This is a genomic window from Rhizobium sp. P1_E6 (genome assembly GCF_056405875.1).
Genome location: NZ_JBFUBG010000052.1, coordinates 17,111 through 43,003 on the forward strand (window position 1 = coordinate 17,111; position 25,893 = coordinate 43,003).

Consider the following 25,893-nt stretch of genomic DNA (forward strand, 5'->3'; position numbering starts at 1 on the left):
CCGCGTTATCTGAGGCGCCCGATCGTCAGCGCATCAATGTCACCGGCCGCTTGAGTTTTCGTTTCGGCTTGCTTGCCGATGAGGAAGTCTCGGGCCGCAGCGCTTCCGTTGCCCTATCGCGGTCAACCGGCCGGCCGAACAGATATCCCTGCACATAGGGGCATCCGAGGCTCTGCAGACGTTCTGCCTGATCTTCCGTTTCGACACCTTCGGCTACGATGCGGGTACCGAGGCCGATCGACATGTCGATAAGGGCTTTGACGATGACTGCGCCGGGTCCATCGGACATCCGGTCAATAAAGGTCTTGTCAATCTTGATGATATCGACGGGGAAATTCAGCAGATGTGTGAGCGAGGCGTAACCCGTGCCGAAATCGTCGAGCGCCACAAGCAGCCCTTCCCTTCGGAGCTCCTCGATTGCTCTTGCCACCTTCCCGTCTTTTTCGTCCATATAGACCGTTTCGGTGACCTCGAGCACGACATGCTTGAGAGGCGTGCGGTGGCGGGCGAAAACGCTTTTGATCCGCTCGCAGAGATTTCCCTGATTGAAATCCGCCATGGATACGTTGACGCTGACATATTGAAACAAGAGCCCGAGATCGAGCCAGTATCGGATGTCGCGCGCGACCTGCTCCAGCATCCGGTCCGTCAGGAGGTGGCCCATCGACGGATCCTGGAGCGCCTCGGCAAACGCGCCGGGTGAGAGGATCTGGCCACTGTCCGTACGAATGCGGCACAGAGCCTCGAGGCCGACGATTTCCTGCGTCGGAAGACTGACGATCGGCTGGTAATGCGCCTCTATCCGATCTTCGGCCAAGGCGCTTGTCATGGTCTGCAGTGCCCGAAACCGGTTTGCGATCGCCCCGGCAAGATCGTCGCTGTAAAGCACGAAACCGCCTCTGGCCGTCTGCTTGGCATGATGGAGTGCAAGATTTGCATGTTGCAGAAAGGTCGGAACGTGGGCTGGCCCGGGCGGTTCGAAGGTCGCGCCCCCGCAGGTGACCGAGACCGGCAGGAGATGTTCGTTGCGCTGCGGTGTCCGGTTCTCCAGAGCGCGCAGAATTTCTGCCGAAACTGCTGACAATTCCGTTGCGGGACGATTTTCGATCAAGACTGCGAACTCATCGGCGTCCACCCTGAAGGTAGTGGCCGGCGCTGCGATCCGAGCAACTACTTGACCGACCTCCAGGATCAGTCTGTCGCCGGTCGCATGCCCAAAGGCATCGTTGACCCGGCCGAGCTGATCGATATCGACGAGCAGAACCGAAAGAGGGGCAGACGCACTGTCGACGGCCGCCTCCAGCGTTTTCAAAAAGTTGGCGCGGTTGCCGAAGCCGGTGAGGTTGTCGAAAAAGGCGAGCCTCTGATTGTCGGCCTTCACCTCCTCGCGCTCAAGCACGAGCGAGCAAAGGTCGAGGCATTCGGCGACGATCATTCGTTCTTCGGGGGTGGGGCCGCGATTGTCCTTGTAGTAAAATCCAAATGCCCCGAGCACGCGTCCGTCACTGCGCAGGATGGGGCTGGACCAACACGCCTTGACGCCATGTTCTTTCGCAAGGATGTCGGCAAGCGGCCGATAGGGGATCCAGAGCGGATCAGCAAAGATATCAGTAACAGCGATCGGCCTGCGGAAATGGGCAGCCGTACCGCACGAGCCAACATCCGGTCCGATCGGTATCCCATCGAGCGCGTCCGAATAGGTCTTGGCGATTGTCGGCCCTGCCAGGGGATGCAGGAGCCCTTCACGGTCAACAGTCACGATTGAACAAATGACGCCGGCTGCAAGCCGTTCAGCATGGTCGCAAATGCGATCGCCGGCCTCTTCGAGGGAAGATCCCCGTGCCAGCATATCCAGAATTTCCTGCTGAAGCTGTCCTCGCATGCCTGGCCTCCGTCATGTCGCCCTGCGCTCGAACGGTCTCGAAGCTCGATCGACCGGTTAAGATCGAAACTAGCAGGTATCATGTTACAGGTTTGGAAATATATCGCCTACAATTCGAGCCCAAGGTTGGGGCGTATTGTCACCTGGTAGACAGCAACGGCGAAGCGAAGCGGCTGATATATGTACCTCCGACTCGATACGTTTAGCCCTGAAKAATGTGCTGCCGCACCAATCCCTTCAGATACTCCGCATCGCCGGCTTCGATTGCATCGATCATCAGGTGATGCTCCCGGCTCGACTGCTCCACACGGGCGCGTGTCCGCCACTGCGAAACCGGCGCCGATGAGGTCCGCTGGCGAATTTCCGTGATGAGATCGACCAGTTCCAGATTGCCGCCGAGGATCAGCAAATGGCGATGAAAGGAGAGATTTGCCTCGTAGAGTTCCAGCATGGTGCCATTCAGCACCATGAAGTCGAACTGCTCCGCAAGTCCGCGCAAACTGGCGATATCTGCCAGCGACGCGTTCTGAATGATCGTACCGACGATGGCCGTTTCCAGGATGATACGGATCTCGCTGACTTCTCGCGCTCGCCGCCCATCCGGCTCGTAGACATGGTAGCCGCGGTTCGGCACGTGTTCGACGAGCCTCTTCTGGGCGAGGCGGTCGAGAGCTCGGCGCACTTCGGGCCGCGTGCAGTTGTAACGTCGCTCAAGATCGATCTGCTTCAACCATGTTCCGGGCAGGAGGACACCGGCTAGGATGTCCTGAAGCACGAGATCCGTCACGTCGCGCCCGGCAGATGTTCCCTGCCCCGAATCCATCATGACATCCGCCATTCTAACTTCCCCTGACTTTCCTCATCGATACCACGGGCTGAAGCATTTCCGTAAGGCAGCCCGAACTGTTTGCCGTGATGAAAATTTATTCGTGCACACGGATTGCGCATAAATTTTTTGTATCCTAAATTGGCGCCAATTTTGGATACTATGCTAGACAAAGCTGTTTTGGAAGCCATGAAAAACTCGGAAGCCGTGTGGGACATCGTTGAAGCCAAGAGCGCAGCCTTCTTTGCGCTCAGCGATCGGATCTGGGATATGCCGGAGACGAATTACGAAGAATATCGCTCCGCCGAAGAGCATGCCCGCCAGCTGGAAGCGGAAGGATTTCGTGTCGAGCGCGGCGTTGCGGGACTGCCGACGGCCGTCATGGGCGAAGCCGGCGAAGGTGGTCCTGTTATCGCAATCCTCGGTGAATTCGACGCGCTGCCCGGGCTGAGCCAGGAAGCGGGGCTGGCTGAAAAGCGTGAGGTGACGGCAAATGGCAACGGCCATGGCTGCGGCCACAACCTGCTCGGCGCCGGTTCGATGCTAGCGGCAGCCGCGGTGAAGGACTTCCTTGCCGCAAACGGCCTCAAGGGCCGCGTGCGTTATTACGGCTGCCCGGCAGAAGAAGGCGGGTCTTCCAAGGGCTTCATGGTTCGTGCCGGCGTATTCGATGACGTCGATATCGCCATTTGCTGGCATCCGGCGGCTTTTGCCGGCGTCAATAACCCTGTGTCGCTTGCCTGCAACGAACTCAACTTCCATTTCAGCGGCCGCTCCTCTCATGCTTCGGCAACGCCGCATCTCGGCCGCAGCGCTCTTGATGCCGTTGAGCTCATGAATGTCGGCGTCAACTATATGCGCGAGCATATGCCATCGACGGCGCGCATCCATTACGCCGTCACCGATACCGGCGGTTCCGCGCCGAATGTGGTGCAGGCCCGTGCGACGGTGCGCTATCTCATTCGTGCCCGAAATCTCCCCGAACTCCTGTCGCTCGTCGCCCGTGTCAAGAAAGTCGCCGAGGGCGCAGCCCTCATGACCGAGACGTCAGTCCGCAGCGAAGTCATCAGCGGCGATGCCAACCTCGTCGGCAATGCTCCGCTCGAAGATTTGATGTTTGCCAACCTCGAGCGCCTCGGTCCGCCCGTTTTCGATGATGGCGACCGCGCGACCGCCCGGAAATTCCAGGCGACCATGAGCACCGAGGATATTGCCTCCTCCTACGCGCGTTTCGGCCTGAAGCCGAAGAAGGACCAGCCGCTTTGCGAGGAAATCTTCCCGCTCTATGCCGGCGACAGCACGATCGTCGGCTCCACCGATGTCGGCAGCGTCAGCTGGGTCGTACCGACGGTACAGATGCGCGGTGCGACCTATGCGATCGGCACGCCCGGCCATTCCTGGCAGCTCGTCGCCCAGGGCAAGCTTCCGGCGGCCCACAAAGGCACGGAACATGCGGCGAAAGTCATGGCGAGTACCGCCATCGACCTGATCCGCGATCCTGATCTCATCGAGGCGGCCAAGGCGGACCTGAAGGGTCGCCTCGATGGGACGTCATTCGTCAATCCGATCCCTGATGACGTTCAGCCGCCGCTGCCGCAGAAGCAGGCATCATGAACCAGCCCGGCATCCTCGAGCTGATTAGTTTCGGCCCCGACGGATGGGGCAAAGCGCTCATGGCCGGTGCATGGATGACGATTCTTGTTGCGATTTCCGGTTATGCGATCGGCGCGGTGATCGGCACTTTCGGTGCCTGGGCGAAGATATCGGGCGGCCGCGGCGTCAGGATCGCCGCCGATACCTATACGACGGTTCTTCGCGGCATACCGGATCTCTTGGTCATCTACCTCTTCTATTTCGGAGGCAGCGCCGCCGTCACGGCACTCGGCCGGCTTTTTGGGGCCGAAGGCTTCCTCGGCTTCCCGGGTTTTCTTGCCGGATCGCTCGCCGTCGGCGTGACCTCAGGTGCACAATTTACCGAGGTGTTCCGAGGGGCGTTCAAGGCGGTCCACGCCGGTGAGATCGAGGCTGCAATTGCCTGCGGCATGGGCCGTATATTGCGGTTTCGCCGCATCGTCGCGCCATTGACGCTTCGCCACGCACTGCCAGGCCTTGGCAATGTCTGGCAAGTCGTCCTGAAGGAATCCGCGCTCGTTTCCATCACCGGCGTGGCCGAACTGCTCCGCCAGACACAAGTCGCCGCCGGCTCGACCGGTCTACCCTTCGATTTCTATGTCGTCACCGGAGCGATCTATCTTATTATATCAACTGGTTCCGGCCTTTTCTTGAGGCAAGCTGAAAAGCACTTCTCTCGCGGCGTAAGGAGAAGCTGATGGATTGGCAATTTCTCATCGAAACCTTCGTCAGTCTCATTTCAGCCATCCCGCTGACACTTCAGCTTGCCGCGACCTCGATCGCGCTCGGCGCAGTCATGGCGCTCGCGATCGCACTTTGCCGGCTTTCCGGTATCAAGGTGCTTGAATGGTTTGCGCGGGCTTATGTCTTCGTCTTTCGCGGCACTCCGCTACTCGTGCAGATCTTCCTGATCTATTACGGGCTCGGCCAGTTTCCCGAGGTCAGGCACAGCATCTTCTGGCCGCTCCTGCGCGAACCCTATTGGTGCGCCGTGATCGCGCTGACCATGAATACCGCTGCTTACGCGAGCGAGATCATCCGCGGCGGCCTTCAGTCGGTACCCTTCGGCCACATCGAAGCGGCGCGTGCCTGCGGCATGCCACGGTTCATGCAGTTCCGTCGCATCGTTCTGCCGCTCGCGATCCGGCAGGCATTGCCGGCTTACTCGAACGAGATGATCGCCATGGTGAAGGCGACGTCGCTCGCCTCGATCATCACCCTGATGGAAGTGACCGGCGTTGCCGCCAGGATCATCTCCGAGACCTATCGGGCAATCGAAGTGTTCATCGTCGCGGGCGCCATCTATCTGGCGATCAACTTCCTGCTGACGCGTCTCGTCTATCTCGTCGAATACTGGCTGAGCCCGCATCTGCGCCAGCCCCTTCCCTACCATCCCGCGGCAGTCCCCGCATCCGCACTCGAAGGAGACGCTCGATGATTGCGGCGAACGCCCCTCTTTCTCCGATCGCGCTCAGCGTGAAGGACCTGCACAAGAGCTTCGGTCCTGTGGAGGTTTTGAAAGGCATCTCGCTTGATGCGCATGAAGGCGATGTGGTCTCCATCCTCGGTTCCTCCGGCTCGGGAAAGTCCACCTTCCTGCGCTGCATCAACCTTCTGGAGACGCCCAATTCCGGCGAGGTGACCGTTGCGGGTGAGACGATCCGCATGGTTGCCGACGGCAAAGGCGGCAGCCGACCGGCCGAACGCAGACAGGTCGATCGCATCCGTTCGCAGCTTGGAATGGTCTTCCAGAGCTTCAATCTCTGGTCCCACAAGACTGTGCTCGAAAACGTCATCGAAGCGCCCGTCCATGTCCTCAGCCGTCCGAAGGCAGAATGCATCGAGGAGGCCGAGGCCCTGCTTGCCAAGGTGGGGATTGCCGAGAAGCGCAATTTCTATCCCTCGCATCTTTCCGGTGGCCAACAGCAGCGCGCAGCGATCGCACGCGCGCTTGCCATGCGACCGAAGGTGATGCTCTTCGACGAGCCGACCTCGGCGCTCGATCCCGAGCTCGTCGGCGAAGTACTGCGCGTCATGCGCGCGCTTGCCGAAGAAGGCCGCACCATGCTGGTCGTCACCCATGAAATGGGCTTTGCCCGCGATGTCTCCAGCCGGGTCGTCTTCCTGCATCAGGGCGTCGTCGAAGAGGACGGCAAGCCGCAGGAGGTCTTTGCCAATTCCCGGTCGGACCGTTTCCGCCAGTTCATCAGCAAATAGTTTTCTCAGCCCAAACAAAGAAAAGGGGAGCAAAAACATGACGTTCTTTTCACGGGTTCTGATGGCGACATCAGCCGCGGCCATCATCGCGACGGCCGGCATCGCGCATGCCGAAGACAAGAAGTGGACGACGGTAACGATCGCCACCGAAGGGGCCTTCAAGCCCTATAACTTCACCAAGCCGGATGGCTCGCTCGATGGTTACGAGATCGAGTTGACCAAATATCTCTGCGACCACATGAAGGTCGAGTGCAAGATCGTCGTCCAGAACTTCGATGGCATGATCCCGGCGCTGAACGCCGGCAAGTTCGACGCCATCATCTCCGGCATGTCGGCGACGGCCAAGCGTGAAGAGGTTATCGCCTTTAGCGATTCCTACGGCTCCACCGGCCAGGCCTTCGCAACCTCGAAGATGGGCGATCTCGCGAACCTGCCTGAAAAGGGCCAGGTGTTCTCGCTCGCCAGCGATGAAGCGGGTGCTGCTGCCGAGATCGAGAAGATCAAGCCGGCGCTGCAGGGCAGGACGATCGGTGTGCAGACGGCCTCAACCGCGGCCGCCTTCGTCGACAAATATCTGAAGGGTATCGTCGAGGTCAGAGAATATAAGACGACGGAAGAGCATGATCTCGATCTCAAGGCCGGTCGTGTCGACATCGTCATGGCATCGATGGCCTATCTGACCACGGCTTCTGAGAAGCCGGGCAATGATGACATGACGACTGCCGGTCCGCGTTTCCAGGGCGGTTTCCTCGGTCGCGGCAGTTCCGTTGGCCTGCGCAAGAGCGATACCGAATTGAAGGCGATGTTCAACGACGCGATTGCGGCCGCGAAGGCGGATGGCACGATCAAGACGCTGTCGGAAAAATGGTTCGGCTTCGACGTTACGCCAAAGTGAATGAACTTAAGATCGATGCCCGGCGAGCGAAACTCGTCGGGTATTGCCATTCAGCCTGTCATCGGCGCCTGCGCGTAGCGTACCGCCGATCGCCTTGATGGCAGAGACGTCTGAGCAGCCATGGCGCTCAACGTTCCGTCGCGGAATATTCAATGGACAGAGCCTTGCAGCGCTCGTAAGCGGCGTCTACATCGCTATTCGTGTGGTCGCGGGTGTCGCCAACGGCAGCCCGACATTTAAAAGAAACAAGACACGATTCCATTGTGCAGGAGGGGCAACTATGGCCAATCTTCCCGATATGACGAAACACCGCGGCTTTCCGTCGGGCATGCCAGGGAGCGGCATTCAGTTCACCATCCGCCGTGCCAATCCCAGGGGCGTGACGCCGATCAAGGCCCTGCCCCGCCGCGCCCGACCCGGGACGGCAGAGCACCGGGTCGATGCAGCCTTCCTGCATGCGCTTTGGCATCATTTCGGGGCAGAGCCCTTCGAGCGCGGCAATCTCGACGCGGCTCGGCTCAACTTGCTCTTTGGACGAGAAGTGGTGGCTGTCGACAAGGACTTCGATGCGATGTCCTATGAGGCGATGCTCGTCATCGACGAAAAGGTAGCACGTCAGAATTTCCCGGAAGCGTTTGAAGACGTCATGGAGGTTTGATGAGAGCGCTGGCGATGGGCACTGAGCGTTGGGTCCATGGCCATCATCATCGGAAAACCAAGCACATAGCGATTGCCCATATTGTCGTCTCAAACAGAGCTGCCAATAAATCCTTTATGGCGCAAAGCTTCGCAAATTTCCAAGAATGAAATCGTAGACTGGTTCAGGCTGTCCCGGCCCGGTCGTCCGCAAAACCGGCGGAATGCTTGCTGATGCTTCTGCTCTGTCAGCAAGCATCGCTGGCGACATTCCGAGTGCCTGCGAAAAGGCGTCATGCGGGACTTTCGATAGTTGACGAAGCAGCCCGGCGGCGCGGCCAGCATGACGCATAGCCGGTGTGCGTTTGCCTTCGCGGATCTTCACACCGGCAGCGGAGAGCAGGATCAAGCCCTTGAGCAAGGCGCGTAGCGCACTGCCTCTCTCCGCGACCTGCCAAATCCCCTCCCAGGCCTCATGCGCTTCCCAGTAATAGCCATGGTTGAAAAGGTCCGCGCCCCACGCGAATTCATCGGAATCGAGTGTCGGAAGAATCGGTGCAGGCTCAACCTGGTAACTGTGCCCTGCCGGATCCCGTACGGGATGGGGCATCCGACCGGGCAAATAGGCGTAGCGCGGAAAGCTTCTCTGCGGCAGCAGACGAGGACGTTGCATAACCTCAATCATCATGCCGGTGACCATGATCGCAAGCGAAGCTGCGCGCAAGCCGGCCGACAAATCGCTTCGTCGCCACCATCGGATCGGCTGTCCTCATAGGCGCGGAACGACGTCGCCGACGTACGCCGATTGTCCTAGGACAGCGCCTCGTCTACGGCGATTTGCGCCATCGCAAGTGCTGCCTCCCGGGTTTTTGCGGCAGCGATGAAGAGGCCCTTGTGGCAGAAAGTCGCTCCTTCGACGCCGCAGACACGCTCGAGCTCCTGGCTAGTCAATCCCGCCCAGGATGCAGGCAAATCGGCGCGCAGCTCGAAGCCCTCGTCAGCGCGGCGGATGCCGGTCAGGCACCAGTCGTTTTCCCGTGGGTGAACGACGAAAAGCAGATGATCCGCCTTCGCTCTTACGATCGCCGCGCGAAAAGGCATGCCCATTGGCAATTCGAGAACATGCCCCTCGCCTGTCTCGTTGATCGCCTTGAGAACAAGGGCTTCCGCGCGGAGTTTCGCAGCCTGCGTTGCGATACCGGCCTCCACGAAGCTTCGCGCAATCGAAAGGGCGGCGTGGAACGCCCGGTCATCGGCCTCGGGATCCTTGGCATCGAAAACCGGTTTCAAGGTTTCCAGCAGGGCCGGCAGTGTAAGGCCTGCCAGCTCGCCTGCGATGGAAGGATCAAGCGCACCATTGTCAGTCAGATCGACCGGCAAGRCGAACTTGAAGTCGAAGGAAGCATGCACCGATGAAATATGCGTTTCGGGCACGCCAAGGGCTGCAAGATAATCAGCCCCATAGTGTTTCCAGACGAGCCCGAAGGAACTGTAGGGCCGTCCGTCCTCACGCATGGGCGCGCCACGCTGATGGTGGTCGAAAATACCTGCTGCGGGATCATACTGCCCGCCGACGTCGTAGATGATGCGATCGGTGGCCGGTGTGGTCCATTCGACATTTCTGCTGCGAATGATCCTGGCCTGTGGGAACAGCCGGGTCAGAATGACGCTCGAAAGCAGCTCATCGGCGTGGAAGCCGCCTGAATGGGTAACCAAGTATAAGGGAGTCATTGTCAGATGCGCCTCTCGGAGCCGGGAATGTGTCGCCGTCCTGATAGCCCGCGTCGACCCTCAGCTCAACAGTCGGTGAGGGAAACGGCCGCACAATTCTGTCGATCCGGATATTGAAAGGCATTTCGGACGTGATGCAGCCACAATGCTGCGGTAACACCATAAAAATCCGGGGACATTGTATCCTCGATGAGACAAGCTCCGTTGTCCGATTGCCGACGCACACTTGCGACCCTCCCCTCAGCAATTTGTGGTAGCCGCAGTTGAATGCTGCTTCTGGGCATAGACCCCGTGCCAAGGCACGAGTGGCGAGCTGCGACGGCGGATCATCGCCGACGAGCGCCCAAGCAATCATTTCCAGACAATCAGGAGCGAACCTTCGCGGTTCGGATTTCTCATGAATAATCACCATTTCGCCCACCCCAACAGAAGTGCTACACCATCGAAGCAGCGCCTGCTGGATCGATACAAGCAGTACCTTCAGTTTGCCGAGCTGAAGTCTTTGGCCGGTGACCGGATCGGCGCAGAAAATGACTATCAGCATGCCGAACATTTCTTCCGCAGCGCTGCCCAACAGAAAGACGCCGACCGACTATGAACGTAACGATGACGGCCGGCCAAGACGCCGGTGCCGAAAAAGCCTGGCTCAAGATTCTCTCGAATTACCGAAAACCCAATACAGGCCGAAGCCTATATGAACTGGCCGTGACCTTGATCCCGTTTGTCCTTTTTTGGGCAGCAGCGGGGGTCGCGATCCATTTCGGCTATTGGCTCGGCATAATCCTTGTCGTCCCGGCAGCCGGATTCCTTTTACGGCTCTTTATGCTGCAACATGATTGCGGGCATGGCTCGTTTTTCGGACGGCGTCAGTGGGATGACTGGACAGGGCGCGTGATCGGCATCCTCACGCTCACACCTTACGACTATTGGCGCCGCGCACACGCGGAACACCATGCCTCAGCCGGCAATCTGGATGAGAGGGGGGTCGGTGATATCACCACGCTGACGGTCGAGGAATATCGCGCCTTGACGGGTCGAGGAAAACTCGCCTATCGCCTCTATCGACATCCTCTGGTCATGTTCGGCATTGGCCCTGCCTATCTTTTTCTCTTCAAGCAAAGGCTGCCGTTCGGCATGATGCGCTCCGGGGCGCTGCCCTGGATTTCGACGATGGCGACAAACGCCGGCATTGCTGCACTCGCCATTCTCCTCATCTGGGCCGTCGGGATCGTTCCCTTTCTGCTGATCCATTTGCCAACCGTTCTGCTTGCCGGATCGGCTGGCGTCTGGCTGTTCTACGTTCAACACCAATTCGAAGACACGCACTGGTCCAAACCTCCGGAATGGACGTTCCCCTATTCCGCCATGCATGGCGCCTCGCATTATGATCTACCGCGCCCCCTGCGATGGATCACTGCCAATATCGGCATGCACCATGTCCACCATCTGTCGAGCCGAGTGCCATTTTACAGGTTGCCGGAAGTGCTGCGTGACTATCCGGAGTTGGCGAAGCTTGGGCGCATCAATATTCGCGACAGCCTCAGCTGCGTGAAGCTCATCCTCTGGGACGAGACGGCACGACGGCTGATTTCACTGCGTGAGGCAGAGGTGCGCACCTAACAGCAGGTTCAGGCGCACACCGCGATCGGTCAGCTCAGATTTTTCAGATAGAGCGAGAGCAGTTGCGTCTGCGAGGAGATGCCGAGCTTGCGATAGACGTTTCGGCGGTGAACCTTCACGGTTCCCGTCGAAATGTTGAGCTTCAGTCCGATCGATTCCGACGAGTGGCCCTGCAGCACCAGTTCGACGATGGCCGTTTCGCGGCCCGTGAGGTTGAGGTCGTGCCAGACAGTATCGACGCGCGGGATGCCCTCGTTTTTGCGGCGGCTCCTGCCTCTTGCCGCAAGCTGCGCGTCGAAGCGTGGCGCAAGTCCGGCCCAATAATGTTTCACCATGCTGGCCACAAGCGGCTCGACCTTCTTCAGAGTAGCGAATTCGGCGGGCGGAAAAGCGCCGGTCTTTTCGCGCCGCATCAGCGACAGCACGACTGTGATATCGCCATCGACGGGCACGAAGAAGCCAATTTCTTCGGCTAGTCCGGTCTGCACATAATAGGTGCGATAGTATTCGCTGGAAAAGAACCGGTCCGGCGCAAGCTCGCGCATCCGGAAGACGCCTTCGCGCCGCTCCCGAGCAGTGTGGTAGAAGGGATCGAGCAGGTAAGGTCCTGCCTGATAGAGCGTCACGAAAACGACGTTCTCTTCGCGATCGAAGGTGCTGTAAAGATCGATCGGCCGCTCTTTTGCCCGATAGGCGAAGACGACGACATAGTCGAAGCGCACCAGTGCGGCCATCATCTGGCGGAATGTATCGCCGAAGCCCGCATCCGCCATGGCCGACTTGCCGACCGTGGTTTTGAAGGCGGCAAACAGCGTCTCCAGCTCGATACTCACTAGCCCTTCCCCTCCGCCGTTCCACGCAATTTCCCGCAGCCCGGATATACACCTTCCACGAAACGTTGTGCGCCAAAATACCTCTCTCGGGGTATATACCGTGCAGGAAGCTCAGGCTTACTCTTTCCTTAACGACGGTGGCAATAAGGCAGCGATAGACTGCCATTCCAACCAACCGCAGGGAACAGACGTGGCATCCGCTTCGACGAACGATATCGAATTCCGTTCGGTCACAAAGAACTATGGCGCCGTGACCGCTGTAACGGACATCAACCTTACTGTGCCCAAGGGCGCATTTCTGGCGCTGCTTGGGCCTTCCGGCTGCGGCAAGACGACCTGCCTGCGCATGATCGGCGGCTTCGAGCAGCCGAGCGAAGGCACGGTGCTGATCGACGGGCACGAGATGAATGGCGTTCCGGCCTATCGCCGACCCGTCAACATGGTGTTCCAGCATTACGCGCTGTTTCCGCATTTCAACGTCGAGCAGAATGTCGCCTACGGCCTGAAGCAAATGCGCCCGAGGATCGGAGCGGCCGAGATCGACCGCCGTGTCGCCGAGGCGCTCGAGATGGTCCGGCTCGGCGGCTTTGCCAAGCGGCGGATTCATGAAATGTCGGGCGGCCAGCAACAGCGCGTGGCGCTTGCCCGGGCCATCGTCAACCGGCCTTCCGTGCTGCTGCTCGACGAACCTCTGGCCGCACTCGACAAGAAGCTGCGCTCGGCGATGCAGATCGAGTTGCAGACCCTGCAGCGCGAACTCGGCATCACTTTCGTCCTCGTCACCCATGACCAGGAGGAAGCACTTTCGATGGCCGATGTCGTCTGCGTCATGAGTGCCGGACGCATCCGACAATTGGGCAGCCCGCAGGAAGTCTATGACCGCCCGGCCGATCTTTTCGTCGCCGACTTCGTCGGCAAGACGAACCGCATCACTGCGGCGATGGAGGCTGATGGCGCCACGCTGCGGCTGGCCGATGGTTCAGCAATCGCCTCCGGCAAACGGCTCGCGCCAGGAGAGGTCATTGCGGCTCTTCGCCCTGAGGCAATCCGTCTGACGCGTCAGGCGACGGTAACAGGCACGTCATTCAAGGGAACTGTGACGCACCGCATTTTCCTCGGCTCATCGGCAGAATATGCCGTGAGCGTGCCGGGGCTTGGCGATTTCCTGATCACCGCCGATCGCCGCAGCATGAACGAGAGTGATCTCGTGGAGCCGGGCGAGGAGGTTTTCCTCGGTTTCGACCCTGCAGCCATCCATGTCTTTCCAGCGTCGAATGCATAAATCAAAACAAGGGAACAGCATCATGAGCAAGGATTATAAGGACAATCTCCCCATTTCCGCCGAAGGCTTCATGGACGAGTTCATGCGCCTGAAGCGCGGCTCAGTCAGTCGTCGCCACTTCCTCGGGATCACCGGCCTCGGTCTTGCGACCGCCGTGCTGTCGCGCTTCCCGGGCGCACTGTCGACGCCTGCCTATGCGGCAGACGACCTCGGCACGCAGATGTCGATCGCCACATGGCCGAACTATCACGATCCGGCAACCTTCGAGAACTTCAAGGCGGCAACCGGCGTTGCCGTCGAAGTCAACGTCTTCGGTTCGAACGAGGAAATGCTTGCCAAGCTTCAGGCCGGCGCCTCCGGCTGGTCGCTTTTCGTGCCGACCAACTACACGATCTCGACCCATCACAAGCTCGGCCTGATCGAGGAACTCGACCTTTCGAAGATCCCGAATTTCAGCCAGGCAAGCGAAAGCCCGCGTTTCACCAAGGAGGGCCAGATCGACGGCAAGACCTATGCCGTGCCGAAGAACTGGGGCACGACAGGCTTCTCCGTCAATACGTCCAAGATCAAGACCAAGCTTTCGAGCTGGAAGGACTTTTTCGAGATCGCCCAGACGGAAGCCGACGGCCGTGCCATGGTGCACGACTACCAGCTGACGACGATTGGCAGTGCGCTTGTCTCGCTCGGCTATGACTTCAATTCGATCAAGGCCGACGAGCTTGCCAAGGCGGAAGAATTGCTGATCAAGGTCAAGCCGCATCTCTTCGCAATCAATTCCGACTACCAGCCGTCGATGCGCTCCACCGATGCGTGGCTCACCATGTGCTGGACCAATGATGGCGCGCAGCTCAACCGGGACATGCCGGAACTTGCCTATATCCTCGGCACCGACGGCGGCGAAATCTGGACCGACTATTATGCGATCCCCAAGGATGCGCCGAACAAGGCTGCTGGCTATGCGCTGCTCAACTACCTGATGGACCCGCAGAACGCGGTGAAGGAGCACATCGCCAACGGTGCACCGACCACCGACAGCCGCGTCATCGCGCTGCTGCCGAAGGAGGTCACGTCCAACAAAATCGTCTATCCTGACGAAGCAGCACTTACCCCGCTGGAATTCGGCGCCGCCGTGACGCTCACCGATCCGGGTCGTGCCGAACTGATGGCGCGCTTCAAGTCCGCATAATTCCATCTTTGAATTCCGGCCCCCCACACTTTGCCATGGGGGCCGGTTCAGCTCTCAGATCCGGCGGATAACGACACCAGCCATGTCCCTGACCCATGCCACCAAACGGCGTTTAATCACCGTCGCCCTTGTCGGCCCGGCAAGCGCCTGGCTATTCGTCTTCCTGGTGCTGCCTTTTATCGCCATCATCGTCTTCGCCTTTGGCGAGCGGGCGCCGGAAGGCGGTTATCAGGCGGGTTTCACCTTCGAGCAGTTTGCCAATCTCGGAGCGCGGTCGGCCGCCTTCGTCAATACGCTGATCCTGGCGCCGATCGGGTCGGCCGCCTGCCTCATCATCGCCTATCCGGTTGCCTATTACCTGGCGGTCAAGGCGAGCCCGCAGCGCCGGCTGCTGCTCGTCTCGCTGGTCGTCGTTCCCTTCTGGACCAGCCTTCTGGTGCGCACCTATGCCTGGATGTATCTGCTCGGCGCCCGTGGCATTCCGCATCTGCTTGAATTCGTCGGCATCGAAAATATCAGGCTGATCAATACGCCCGGCGCCGTGCTGCTCGGCATCGTCTACGGTTACCTGCCGCTGATGATCATGCCGATTTATGTCAGCCTCGAAAAGCTGGACCGCCGGCTGCTCGAAGCCTCGGCCGACCTTGGCGCGAAGCCTATCTCGACCTTCTTCGGCATCACGCTGCCCCTGTCGCTACCGGGTGTCATGACCGGCGTTGCGCTGGTGACGATCCTGCTTCTCGGGGAGTACCTGATCCCGCAGCTTCTCGGCGGCGGCAAGGTGTTCTTCATCGGCAATGCACTTGTTGACCTCTTCCTGCAATCACGCAACTGGCCCTTTGGATCGGCGATTGCCGTCACACTGGTTGCCGTCGTCGTCATCGTGCTGCTTGTCGCCATGCGCATTGCCTGGCGCGTCGCAGGTACCCGCCAGGTGGATCTCATCTGATGCGCGCACTCGTGATCTTCGTCTATCTGTTCCTTTACACGCCAATCGCGCTCGTCGTGCTGTTCTCCTTCAACGCGGGACGCAATGCCAGCGAGTTTACCGGCTTCTCGACGCAATGGTATGGTCGAGCGCTTTCCAACACCTTCCTGATGGAAGCGCTGCGCAACAGCCTGATCATCGCCTTTACCAGCGCAGCACTCGCCGCGATCTTCGGCACCATGGCTGCCATCGGCATGGAGCGGCTCGGTGCCCGGACGCGCGCCATCTTCGACGGTCTCTTTGCTGCGGCGATCGTCGTGCCCGGTGTCGTCATCGGCATTGCGACGCTGGTTGCCCTCGTCGAAGTCTTCGGCTTCATCAACCCTGCTATCGCCGCTCTTTGGCCGGGTGACCAGCCTCCGAAGCTCGCACTCGGCTATGGCTCGATCATTGCCGCCCACGGGCTCTTCACCATGGCTCTGGTGACGATGATCGTGAAGGCGCGCATCGCGAGCCTTGGGCGCGATATCGTCGAGGCTTCGAGCGATCTCTACGCGACACCGTTCACGACCTTTCGGCAGATCGTACTGCCGCAGATCATGCCGTCGATCCTGGCGGGTTTTCTGCTCGCCTTCACCTTTTCCTTCGACGATTTCATCATCGCCTTCTTCGTGGCGGGCTCCAACACGACGCTGCCGATCTATGTCTTCGCCTCCATCCGCCGCGGCGTGACACCTGAAATCAATGCAGTCGCGACGATGGTGCTGATCGCCTCGCTTGCCCTCATTCTCATCGCGCGCTTCCTGATGCGCGAAAAGACAACGACAAACTGACCGGGGAAATGCCATGATACTGAGAGATCGCGTTGCAATCGTCACCGGAGCAGGCTCAGGCATCGGGCGGGCCGGCGCGCTGATCATCGCGCGCGAAGGCGCCCATATCGTCGCTGCGGATATCGATTTCCGGAACGCTGAAGAGACCGTCAGCCAGATTGCCGAGGCGGGCGGCAGCGCCGAAAGCCTGGTGGTCGATGTCACCGATGACAAGGCGCTTGAAACCGGCATTGCCGCTGTTGCCGCGCGCCACGGCCGGATCGACATCCTCCACAATCACGCCGGCGCACAGGTGGCCGGCGATCTGGAACAGGTTGCTGTCGAAGGCTTCGACAGGTCCTGGAGCCTGAATGTGCGGGCGCATTTCATGGCCGCGCGCTTCGTCATGCCCATAATGAAAAAGGCAGGCAAAGGCGTAATCCTCAACACGTCCTCGTCGTCGGGCGTGCTCTACGACCGCGAAATGATCGCTTATACGACGACCAAACATGCTGTCATCGCCATGACCCGGCAGATGGCGGGCGACTATGCGAAATTCGGCATTCGCGTGAATGCGCTTTGCCCCGGATGGGTCGACACGCCATTCAATGAGCCATTCATTGCGCAGATGGGCGGCCGCGAAGCGATCGAAGGCTACATTGCCGAAAAGGTACCGCTCGGCCGCTGGGCGGATGTTTCGGAGATCGCCGAACCGATCCTGTTCCTGGTCTCGGACCGTTCCTCCTACATGACGGGCCAAATCCTCGTCGTCGATGGCGGCGAGACCGTTGTCTAGGACGACTGGAAAGTCAGTTGCACCTTGCAGGCCAGCGAACGGTTGCCCGCAATGGTAAAGGCTGAAACGGCGTCCTGGAGCGGCAGGCTGTGGCTGATGATCGGCCGCACATCGATCTTCCGGCGGGAAATCAGGTCGACAGCGGTCGTAAACTCCTCGTGAAAGCGCTGCGTCCCGTGGATGTGCAGCTCCTTGCCGACGATGGCGTTGAGGGGCAACGGAACGTCTCCGGTGACGCCGACCTGGATGATGGTGCCGCGGGGGCGGATTGCGGCGATTGCGCTGTGGATGGCCGGAGCGGCTGCAGAACATTCGAATACGAGATCGAAATAGCCTTTTCCCGTCTGAAATTCGGCAAATGAAGCTGTATCCCGCGCCACGTTGATCGTGCGGCTGGCTCCCATTGCTTTCGCCCGCGCGAGCGCCGCATCGGCAAGGTCGGTGACGACGATCTCGCCGGCGTCATAATGTCTGATAACGGCAACCATCAGGGAACCGATCGGTCCGGCGCCCGTCACCAGGACTTTTTTGCCGGCAATGCCGGGCGAACGTGTTGCGGCATGCAGGCAGACGGATAACGGCTCGCTGCAGGCCGCTTCCGCCGGTGTTGTCGAGGCTCCAACCTCGACGCATTGTCTGGCCGGCACCACCAGCCATTCCCGGAACATGCCCTGCTCATGCGGCAGGCGCATCGCACTGCCCATGAAGCGCATTTCGAGGCAGTGGATCGGCAAGCCGATACGGCAATATTCGCAAGCACCGCAGGGCTGGCTCGGATTGACTGCGACCAGCGCTCCGGCCTTCAGGGTGACGCCCTCACCTGCCTGCTCCACGGTTCCGGCGGCCTCGTGGCCGGGGATCATCGGCTCGCGAACCCTGACCGGCCCGAAACCGCCATCCTGGTAATAATGCAGGTCGGAGCCGCAGATACCTGCGGCTGCCATCTTCAAAAGCACCTCGCCCGGGCCGGGGGCTGCGACCGGATCAGTCTCGATCCTGAGATCGCCCTTTGCATAAAGCCGTGCCAGCCGAGTCTGCATCGAACCCTCCTACTTCAGCAATCCGAGCTGCTGTGGCAGCCAGAGGGATACGGAGGGAATGAAGGTGATCAGGATCAGGGCGATGAAGAGCGGTGCCAGCCAGGGCAAGATCGCCATCGTCGTCCGTTCGACGGAAAGTTTCGCCACCCGCGATAGCACGAAGAGCACCATGCCGAGCGGCGGATGCAAGAGCCCGATCATCAGGTTCAGGGTCATGATGAGGCCGAATTGCACCGGATCAATGCCAAACTTCGCAACGATCGGCAGAAGGATCGGCACGAGGATGGTGATAGCAGCAATTGTATCCAGGAAGCAGCCGACGAACAGCATCAACAGATTCACCAGGATCAGGAAAACCCACTTATTGTCAGTGATGGACAGGATCGTATCGGACAGAAGCTGTGCGGCCTGGCTCACCGTCAGCAACCACGCGAAGACCGAGGCAGCAGTGACGATGAAGAGAACGGAGGCTGTCGTCTCGATCGTGTCGAAGCTCGCCTTGGCAAGCGTCGAGAACGTCATCGTTCGGTAGCGCACTAGGCCGAGAAACAGGGACCAGAGGACAGCGGCGACGGCAGCCTCAGTCGGCGTGAACCAGCCCATCGTCATTCCGCCGATCAGGATGACCGGCGTCATCAGCGCCATGACGGCGGAAAAGCGGAAATACCAGTCGAGCGCCAGAAGCACGGCAAGGGCAATGCCGGCCGCAGCGTTCATCGATACGCCTGATCGCATCATCACGTAGATCGACAGCGGCACGAGCAGAACGACGACGATCTCCAAACCTGCGGAAAGGAGCTGTTTGACGTCGAACGGCGCATCGGAGCCCCAGCGCTTCACATAAGCAAAAGCGGCGACGGTGATCATCATCAGCAGCGTCATGACGATGCCGGGCAGGATGCCGGCCATGAAAAGAGCACCAATCGAGACATTCGCCATCATGCCGTAGATCACGAAGGGCAAGGATGGCGGAAAGATCGGACCAAGCGTTGCGGATGCCGCCGTCACTCCGACCGCGGCCTCAACCGGGTATCCGTGATCCTTCATCGCCTTGATCTCGATTGTGCCGATGCCGGCTGCATCGGCAAGCGCGGTGCCCGACATGCCTGAGAAGATGACGGAACCGATAATGTTGACCTGTGCAAGACCACCCTTCATCCAGCCCACAAGCGCGACGGCGAAGGAATAGATGCGGCCTGTGACACCCGCAGAATTCATCAGGTTGCCGGCAAGGATGAAGAAGGGCACGGCGAGAAGCGGGAAGCTTTCGACGCCTGCGATCATGCGCTGGGCGACAATGATGTCGGGCGCAACGCCGTAAAGGACGATATAGAGAACGGATGCGACGGCCATTGAGATCGCGACGGGCACGCCGATCAGCATCAGTACCAGAAATGAGCCAAGCAAGAGCAGCATCAGGTCATCCTTCGACAGCGTGGAATTCTTCGGGGCGCTCCAGAACGGAGTAGCCGCGGCGCATATTGGCGATGAAGACGATCACCGCACGGATCAGCATCAGCACGAAGGCTGCAAGCACGCTGTAGAAGACGATGTTGCGCGGCAGGTCGACGGTGACCATCTGCTCGTCGGCGACGATCTGCACATAGCGCCACATCAGATAGCAGCCATAGGTGAAGAAGCCGATGCGGACGATGTCCACGAAGGTTGCGAGCACGCGCGCGAGGCCTGCCGGCATGTAGTGGTAGAAGACATCCACCTGGATATGGCGCGATGTGCGCACGCACATGACGGCGCCGAGAAAGACGACGCCGATCAGGCAGTTGACGGCGATCTCTTCGGTCCAGGCATAACTGTTGTTCAGAACATAGCGGGTGAAGAACTGCAGAAAGACGCAACCAGCCATCAGCCAGAAGACGATCAGGGTGATCCAGTCTTCGATGGCGTAGTCCGAGATATTGGCGGTGGGCGCATGCCCTTCGAATTCGTGGCCGATCTCCTCGGCAGTGACTTGCGTATGGACTTCTTGTGACATGATCGGCCTTGTTCCGGTTGGGAAGGAAGGGCGCGCGGCGCTCAGGCGGCGCGCCCCCGGGCACTTACTGGATCGCGCGGATCGCTTCCCAATCGGTCTTTTCGTAGCCGAAATCCTCGAACTTGACCTTTTCCGCAACCGTCTTCTCGAAATCGGCCTTGTCGACCTCGGTCACACTCAGACCCTTCTCCTTGAAGGTTGTGATCAGGCTGTTTTCCTTGCCTTCGATGGTCTTGGTCGTGCGCTCGGCCGCCTCCTGCATGACGTCGCCGAAGGTCCTCTTATCTTCGTCCGAAAGGTTCGACCAAAGCGTCTTCGAGATCACCGTATTCAGGTGGTCGACGATATGACCGGTCAGAATGATGTTCTTCTGCACTTCGTAGAACTTCTTGGCCTCGATCGTCGTCAGCGGGTTTTCCTGGGCCTCGACCGTGCCGTTCTGAAGAGCGAGATAGACTTCGGCAAAGGCTATCGGCGTGGTGTTGGCGCCGCACGCGCGCGGCATGGCGAGATAGGCCGGAACGTCAGGCACGCGGATCTTCAGGCCCTGCATGTCGGCGCATTTGGCGATCAGCTTGTTGGCGGTGGTATGGCGTGTGCCGTAATAGCTGACGGCGGCGATATGGTTGCCGGTCTTGTCTTCATAACCCTTGGCGAGGCGCTTGAAGACATCGCTCTTGGTATAGGCAATCAGGTGTTCCGGGCTGCGGAAGATATAGGGAAAATAGGTGACGCCGATCGGCTTGTAGTCGCGGGCGGCAAAGCTCGATCCGGAAATGATGATGTCGACCGTTCCGAGCTTGAGGCCTTGGTTGATATCGGCTTCCTTGCCGAGCTGCGAGGCCGGATAGACTTCAATCTTGTAACGGCCGTTGGTGCGCTTGTTGATCTCTTCCGCGGCCCAGAGGGAATCGGTGTGGAACGGTTCCGAGGTCTCGTAGACATGCGCCCACTTCAGTACCGTCTGGGCATGTGCGATCGCCGTCGTCGCCATGATTGCGGCGGCAGTGCAGAGTATCGTCGTCAGTTTCAACTTCATCGCTCTCTCCTCTTGAGATCTCGTTAAGTGGCTGCTTTTCCCTTGTTTGGCCCGGCCGCGTGGCCGCGCCCCTCCTCGCCCGAAAACTCCTCCCCGAAGCTTTCGGAAAATCTCTTCTGCGAATTCGTGAGATGCGTGCGCATAGCCGCCTTTGCCCCCGCCGCGTCACCCGCGGCGATCGCGTCGCGGATAGCCCGGTGCTCTTCCAGCGCGCTGCGCCACGACACCGGCCCTTCGAAATGGCTGGCGAGCTTCTCGAAATACGGCGTCATGCGCATATCGAACATTTCGCCGGTGACTCGGATCAAGGTCGCATTGCCGATAATTGCGGCGATGCCGGTATGAAAGGCGCGGTCGGCGACAAGGACGGCGCGTGCATCCTCCACCACGCCGCTCATCGCTCTCAGCGCCTCGTCGAGAACAGCAATGTCTTCCGGACGGGCGCTCTTTGCTGCTTCCTCCGATATCGCGCATTCGATGATGGCGCGTGCCTGCAGCAGTTCGAAAGGGCCTTCTGCCGGCTCACGCTCGTTGCCGGTCACTTCGGCGGCGTGTTTGCCCGTTATGTAGATGCCGGAGCCCATGCGAATGTTGATGTAGCCTTCGACTTCAAGCACGATCAGCGCCTCGCGCAGCGTAGGGCGCGAAACCGAAAGTTGCTCCGCGAGCTCCCGCTCGGCGGGAAGCCGTTGGCCGACGACGAGTTCGCCCCGGATGACCATCAGACGAATCTGATCTGCCACCTGCCTGTAAAGGCGGCGTGATTCAACTGCCGAAAACATTGTGGCCTCCCCGGCGCGCTTCTCCTCAAGCGCACAACTGGTCAACTGGCCTGACCAATTAGACCAAAGGTATCATTGGGAAAGTTGTGCGTCAATCTGTCGCAAGCATTCAGGCCGGGCTGACCAGTTGATAAGTGGCAGCAAGCGTTCTGAAGGCTTCGATTGTCGCAGGGTCGAGCGTAACGCCATGCATTTCCCGCTCGGCGGCGACGGCCCATTCGCGGTCTCCGGGCGCCAGCACCCTGAAGCCTTCGCGCGCCGGGGAAGATCTCAAGGTTTCGACGTAGCGCTTCATGGCGGCATCGAAGGTTTCAATGTCGAGAAAAGCGGTGGGATTAAGCGCGATGACGAAGGCACCGAGGCCGCGTGGCGTCGAAAAATCAGGGCCGGGCATCGGAGCGATATCGAAGCTCAGTTTCATGCCTGTCAGCACTGCGCTCAATATCTCCGGAATACCCGCAAGCCCCGCGCCCTTGAAGCCGAATTCCCCGCCGAGCGGCGCCAGCATGTCGGCCACATCGGGGTCGGTCGTGTCGTAACCCCGCTCATCGGAGGCGACGCCTTCGGGAAGTTGGCGGCCAAGGCTGCGATAGAGCTGCACCCGGTTATAGGGCACGGCACTCGTCGCCATGTCGAAAAGCCACGGGTTACCACCCCTGACCGGCACGGCGCAGGCAATCGGATTGGTGCCATGAAAGCGCATGGCGCCATCGTGCAGACGCACGAAGCTGTCGGAATTGCAGAAGGCAAAGCCGATGAAGCCACGCAGGGCGGCATGGAATGCATAGGCACCTGCCGGTCCGAAATGCGAAGAATTGCGGATAGCAACCGCACCGATCCCGAATTCCCCGGCAAGGCGCGTCGCATGCTCCATCCCCGTATAGGTCGCGAGCGCACCATGGCCATTGTCCGCATCGAGCGAGGCGACGGCACCGAACGTGTTTGCCAGTGCGACATGAGGACGTGGATTGAGGCGTCCTTCCGTCAAGCCCTTCACATAATGTGGGAGAAGGCGCACACCGTGGCTGTCGATGCCGTAGCGCGTGCCATGCAGCATCCCCCGTGTCGCCGCATCCGCCGTCTGCTGGTCCGCACCCGCGGCGAGGAAGATCTTTCGGCAAAAGTCCTCGATCGTTGCCAGGGACGCCAGGGTGCCGGCGGGATCTTTGCTGTCACTTGTCATGGGCCTCAATCCGTTCGGGTGGATCCTCTGCAAACTCTAGCGCGCTGGCGAGAAGATTCGATAGCCGCATCGTCCCGAAGCTGCGCCTCGCCGAAATTCTGATCCAACTTTGTCATGCCTCACGACTTGCCGAGCGATAGGCGAAACTGCCTGGGTGTCGAGCCGGTCCGTTGTTTGAAAATGTCGTAGAAGCGGCTGCTGGAGCCGAAACCGCAATCGAGGGCAATTTCCAGGATTGCGTCCTCGGTCTCGACCAGCCGCTGCATTGCTCTCGCGAGGCGATAGCGCGTCAGATATTCCATCACAGAAATGCCGAGCACGTCGCGAAATGCCCGGTTGGCGGTGGTTGGATGCACATTGGCGCGTTTTCCAAGATCCGCCAGGTTGAGCGGCTCGGAAAAATGCCGGTTGATCAGGTCGGTCAGCACCTCCGAATGGCGGATGGCGGGGCTGACGGGTGTCACAACGGCTGCAATGGACGAGCCTTGATCAGTGGCGTGATCGAGGATGAGCCTACGCACCCTGAGCTTGGCCTCCTCGGCGATCAGCTGGCGCCGGACGGGATCGCCCCCGCTCCACTCCTCGGCCCAGGCAGAAACATTGAGCGGCGTCGTCTCGCGACGACTGGGTTCGACCACGAAGGCACCCTGCATGATCGCCTGTCTCGCCTTCTTGTCGATGGAGAGAGCGAGAAAGTCGACGAGCGGAAGGTAGATGCAGATGAGCGGCGCCTCCGGCGTCACCAGGATCGTCTGGTGGGGAATGGCCGCCCAGAAGAGGACAAGGCGCCCGGCCTCAACCCGTTCCTGCCGACCATTGAAGAGATAGGTCATGGCGCCATCGAGAAGCAGGTTGATCTCGACATGATCGTGCCAGTGCGCGGCGCTCATGGCATCGGCCGTATGACGCTCGATCAGGAAGCCTCGTGGCGACCCCGTCCACTCGCCGCTGTTGTTGTGTTGATCGTCTTTCATGCTCAGCCACGCTTCAATCCGGGAATACTCCCTTCAATAACAGGAAGAAATTCTGATTTGGAAGAGGCACGACTATGGCACCTTTAAATCGCGGGAGACCGAAATGCCGAAGATTTGCCTCGTGGGTGCCGGCAGCACCGTTTTTGCACAGAACATTCTGGGGGACGTGCTCTCTACCCCCTCGGGCAGCGACTATGTGATCAGCCTGTTTGATATCGATCCCCAACGGCTGAAGACATCGGAGATCGTTGCGCGCCGCATCTGCGAGGCGCTCAATCTGCAGAGGGTCAAGGTCGAGGCCACCCTTGATCGCCGCGAAGCGCTGCGCGGATCGGATTTCGTTATCCTGATGATGCAGGTTGGCGGCTACAAGCCCGCCACCGTGACGGATTTCGACGTGCCGAAGAGATACGGTCTGCGGCAGACCATTGCCGATACGCTCGGCATCGGCGGGATCTTCCGCGGACTTCGCACCATTCCAGTGCTGGAGGCAATCTGCCGCGATATGGAAGAGGTCTGCCCCGATGCGCTGCTGATGCAATATGTGAACCCGATGGCGATCAATTGCTGGGCAATCAAGGAGCTGGCGCCATCCATCCGCACGGTCGGCCTTTGCCACAGCGTCCAGCATACGGCCGCTCATCTCGCTTCGTGCCTCGACGAGGATATCGCCGACATCAACTACATTTCGGCAGGCATCAACCATGTCGCCTTTTTCCTGAAATACGAGAAACTGCATGCCGATGGCAGACGCGAGGATCTCTATCCCCGCCTGAGGGCTCTGGCCGGCGAGGGACGCGTGCCATCCGATGACCGGGTGCGCTTCGATGTACTCAAGCGGCTCGGCCATTTCGTGACGGAATCGAGCGAACATTTCTCCGAATATACGTCCTGGTATATCAAGGGCCGGCGCCCTGAGCTCATCGAAAAGCTCAACATCCCGCTCGACGAATATATCAGCCGCTGTGAAAGGCAGATATCCGAATGGCATGCCCTTCGCCGGGAGCTCGAAGGCGACAAACCGATCGACGTCTGCCGCAGCAACGAATATGCAGCCGGCATCATTCACGCCGCCGTTACCGGCAATCCGGCACTGATCTATGGCAATGTTCCCAATAATGGCCTGATCGAAAACCTTCCGGCCGAATGCATCGTGGAAGTGCCCTGCCATGTCGACAGGAACGGAATCCAGCCGACCCGCATCGGCAGGATCCCCTCGCAGCTCGCCGCTGTCATGAAGCTCAGCATCTCGGTTCAGGAGCTGACAGTCGAGGCAGCGCTGACGGGGAAACGCGACCGCATCTATCAGGCAGCCMTCCTCGATCCGCATACATCGGCCGAACTCTCGCCAGACGAGATCTGGAGCCTGGTCGACGACCTGATCGACGAACATGGCGACCTTCTGCCGAAGTACCACTGAGCCCGGTCAGAGGCTTCCAGATCCATCATGAGGCGCGCCGTCTTTCGGGACGGCGCGCCTTTCGTTTGCTTTTTCAGCGCTCAGCTGGCGCTATCAAAAAAATCATAAACGATCATAATTATGATTGACATTGATCGTATCGAGTGAGAACTTTGACGCAAATAAACGAAATTACGACAGGGGATG

At 59.7% G+C, this 25,893-nt stretch carries 26 protein-coding genes; 14 read left to right on the forward strand and 12 right to left on the reverse strand.

Going from position 1 to position 25,893, the window contains the following annotated elements:
• Positions 1-25: 25 nt before the first annotated feature.
• Both AC1D35_RS22065 and AC1D35_RS22070 read right to left on the reverse strand, forming a co-directional pair.
• The gene (locus AC1D35_RS22065; protein ID WP_477853493.1) at positions 26-1,882 is read right to left on the reverse strand and encodes a putative bifunctional diguanylate cyclase/phosphodiesterase; all 1,857 of its coding nucleotides are present in this window, start codon (positions 1,880-1,882) and stop codon (positions 26-28) included.
• Between the two features lie 202 nt (positions 1,883-2,084).
• Positions 2,085-2,720: a GntR family transcriptional regulator gene (locus AC1D35_RS22070; protein WP_477940071.1), complete on the reverse strand. Its 636-nt coding sequence runs from the start codon at positions 2,718-2,720 to the stop codon at positions 2,085-2,087.
• A 177-nt stretch (positions 2,721-2,897) separates the two neighbouring features.
• Between AC1D35_RS22070 and AC1D35_RS22075 the strand changes: the two genes are divergently transcribed.
• The 6 genes from AC1D35_RS22075 (at position 2,898) to AC1D35_RS22100 (ending at position 8,110) form a co-directional block, all read left to right on the forward strand.
• Complete coding sequence (locus AC1D35_RS22075) at positions 2,898-4,322, forward strand: M20 family metallopeptidase (RefSeq protein WP_477853495.1); 1,425 nt, start codon at positions 2,898-2,900, stop codon at positions 4,320-4,322.
• On the forward strand, positions 4,319-5,038 hold the full coding sequence (locus tag AC1D35_RS22080) for an ABC transporter permease (RefSeq protein WP_477853496.1): 720 nt from the start codon (positions 4,319-4,321) through the stop codon (positions 5,036-5,038). Before AC1D35_RS22075 ends, AC1D35_RS22080 begins: the two co-directional genes overlap by 4 nt.
• The gene (locus tag AC1D35_RS22085; RefSeq protein ID WP_477853497.1) at positions 5,038-5,778 is read left to right on the forward strand and encodes an ABC transporter permease; all 741 of its coding nucleotides are present in this window, start codon (positions 5,038-5,040) and stop codon (positions 5,776-5,778) included. Before AC1D35_RS22080 ends, AC1D35_RS22085 begins: the two co-directional genes overlap by 1 nt.
• On the forward strand, positions 5,775-6,557 hold the full coding sequence (locus AC1D35_RS22090; RefSeq protein WP_477853498.1) for an ABC transporter ATP-binding protein: 783 nt from the start codon (positions 5,775-5,777) through the stop codon (positions 6,555-6,557). The genes AC1D35_RS22085 and AC1D35_RS22090 overlap by 4 nt, the downstream gene beginning before the upstream one ends.
• A gap of 37 nt (positions 6,558-6,594) precedes the next feature.
• Positions 6,595-7,452, forward strand: coding sequence for a transporter substrate-binding domain-containing protein (locus AC1D35_RS22095; protein ID WP_477853500.1), 858 nt, complete (start codon positions 6,595-6,597; stop codon positions 7,450-7,452).
• A 280-nt stretch (positions 7,453-7,732) separates the two neighbouring features.
• Positions 7,733-8,110: a hypothetical protein gene (locus tag AC1D35_RS22100; RefSeq protein WP_113307563.1), complete on the forward strand. Its 378-nt coding sequence runs from the start codon at positions 7,733-7,735 to the stop codon at positions 8,108-8,110.
• Between the two features lie 114 nt (positions 8,111-8,224).
• Here the strand turns inward: AC1D35_RS22100 and AC1D35_RS22105 are convergent, their stop codons facing one another.
• Positions 8,225-8,824 carry a DUF309 domain-containing protein gene (locus tag AC1D35_RS22105; protein ID WP_477940076.1) on the reverse strand — a complete coding sequence of 200 codons (600 nt, stop codon included), beginning with the start codon at positions 8,822-8,824 and terminating at the stop codon, positions 8,225-8,227.
• Positions 8,825-8,898: 74 nt separating this feature from the next.
• Entirely contained in the window at positions 8,899-9,819 is a 921-nt protein-coding gene (locus AC1D35_RS22110) for an MYG1 family protein (protein WP_477940078.1), read from the reverse strand.
• Positions 9,820-10,216: 397 nt separating this feature from the next.
• On the opposite strand from AC1D35_RS22110, the gene AC1D35_RS22115 reads away from it, so the two are divergent.
• Together AC1D35_RS22115 and AC1D35_RS22120 are read left to right on the forward strand one after the other, a co-directional pair.
• Entirely contained in the window at positions 10,217-10,417 is a 201-nt protein-coding gene (locus AC1D35_RS22115; protein ID WP_477853504.1) for a DUF4167 domain-containing protein, read from the forward strand.
• A complete protein-coding gene (locus AC1D35_RS22120; RefSeq protein WP_113296542.1) occupies positions 10,414-11,439 on the forward strand; it encodes a fatty acid desaturase family protein in 1,026 nt (341 codons plus the stop codon). The genes AC1D35_RS22115 and AC1D35_RS22120 overlap by 4 nt, the downstream gene beginning before the upstream one ends.
• Before the next feature lie 29 nt (positions 11,440-11,468).
• On the opposite strand, the gene AC1D35_RS22125 is transcribed toward AC1D35_RS22120, so the two are convergent.
• Entirely contained in the window at positions 11,469-12,272 is an 804-nt protein-coding gene (locus AC1D35_RS22125) for a helix-turn-helix domain-containing protein (protein WP_113296543.1), read from the reverse strand.
• Positions 12,273-12,462: 190 nt separating this feature from the next.
• Here AC1D35_RS22125 and AC1D35_RS22130 point away from each other — a divergent pair, with 190 nt between their 5' ends.
• From AC1D35_RS22130 to AC1D35_RS22150, 5 genes are all read left to right on the forward strand, one after another.
• The gene (locus tag AC1D35_RS22130; protein ID WP_113296544.1) at positions 12,463-13,554 is read left to right on the forward strand and encodes an ABC transporter ATP-binding protein; all 1,092 of its coding nucleotides are present in this window, start codon (positions 12,463-12,465) and stop codon (positions 13,552-13,554) included.
• Positions 13,555-13,576: 22 nt separating this feature from the next.
• Entirely contained in the window at positions 13,577-14,740 is a 1,164-nt protein-coding gene (locus AC1D35_RS22135; protein ID WP_113296545.1) for a polyamine ABC transporter substrate-binding protein, read from the forward strand.
• A gap of 82 nt (positions 14,741-14,822) precedes the next feature.
• A complete protein-coding gene (locus AC1D35_RS22140) occupies positions 14,823-15,689 on the forward strand; it encodes an ABC transporter permease (protein ID WP_115037314.1) in 867 nt (288 codons plus the stop codon).
• Positions 15,689-16,501 carry an ABC transporter permease gene (locus tag AC1D35_RS22145; RefSeq protein ID WP_477853507.1) on the forward strand — a complete coding sequence of 271 codons (813 nt, stop codon included), beginning with the start codon at positions 15,689-15,691 and terminating at the stop codon, positions 16,499-16,501. Before AC1D35_RS22140 ends, AC1D35_RS22145 begins: the two co-directional genes overlap by 1 nt.
• Before the next feature lie 13 nt (positions 16,502-16,514).
• A complete protein-coding gene (locus AC1D35_RS22150; RefSeq protein WP_477853509.1) occupies positions 16,515-17,276 on the forward strand; it encodes an SDR family NAD(P)-dependent oxidoreductase in 762 nt (253 codons plus the stop codon).
• On the opposite strand, the gene AC1D35_RS22155 is transcribed toward AC1D35_RS22150, so the two are convergent.
• From AC1D35_RS22155 to AC1D35_RS22185, 7 genes are all read right to left on the reverse strand, one after another.
• Positions 17,273-18,316, reverse strand: coding sequence for an L-idonate 5-dehydrogenase (locus AC1D35_RS22155; RefSeq protein ID WP_477853511.1), 1,044 nt, complete (start codon positions 18,314-18,316; stop codon positions 17,273-17,275). The two genes, AC1D35_RS22150 and AC1D35_RS22155, sit on opposite strands and share 4 nt — an antisense overlap.
• 9 nt (positions 18,317-18,325) lie before the next feature.
• Positions 18,326-19,732, reverse strand: a complete 1,407-nt coding sequence (locus AC1D35_RS22160) for a TRAP transporter large permease (protein ID WP_113307553.1) — start codon at positions 19,730-19,732, stop codon at positions 18,326-18,328.
• 4 nt (positions 19,733-19,736) lie between these two features.
• The gene (locus AC1D35_RS22165) at positions 19,737-20,309 is read right to left on the reverse strand and encodes a TRAP transporter small permease (RefSeq protein ID WP_113296551.1); all 573 of its coding nucleotides are present in this window, start codon (positions 20,307-20,309) and stop codon (positions 19,737-19,739) included.
• Positions 20,310-20,373: 64 nt separating this feature from the next.
• The gene (locus tag AC1D35_RS22170; protein WP_477853515.1) at positions 20,374-21,348 is read right to left on the reverse strand and encodes a sialic acid TRAP transporter substrate-binding protein SiaP; all 975 of its coding nucleotides are present in this window, start codon (positions 21,346-21,348) and stop codon (positions 20,374-20,376) included.
• 23 nt (positions 21,349-21,371) lie between these two features.
• Complete coding sequence (locus tag AC1D35_RS22175) at positions 21,372-22,130, reverse strand: FadR/GntR family transcriptional regulator (RefSeq protein WP_113307551.1); 759 nt, start codon at positions 22,128-22,130, stop codon at positions 21,372-21,374.
• A gap of 109 nt (positions 22,131-22,239) precedes the next feature.
• On the reverse strand, positions 22,240-23,313 hold the full coding sequence (locus AC1D35_RS22180) for an Ldh family oxidoreductase (protein WP_477853516.1): 1,074 nt from the start codon (positions 23,311-23,313) through the stop codon (positions 22,240-22,242).
• 119 nt (positions 23,314-23,432) lie between these two features.
• A complete protein-coding gene (locus AC1D35_RS22185; protein WP_477853518.1) occupies positions 23,433-24,287 on the reverse strand; it encodes a helix-turn-helix domain-containing protein in 855 nt (284 codons plus the stop codon).
• A 103-nt stretch (positions 24,288-24,390) separates the two neighbouring features.
• On the opposite strand from AC1D35_RS22185, the gene melA reads away from it, so the two are divergent.
• Positions 24,391-25,707, forward strand: coding sequence for an alpha-galactosidase (melA, locus tag AC1D35_RS22190; RefSeq protein ID WP_477940086.1), 1,317 nt, complete (start codon positions 24,391-24,393; stop codon positions 25,705-25,707).
• Positions 25,708-25,893 lie beyond the last annotated feature (186 nt).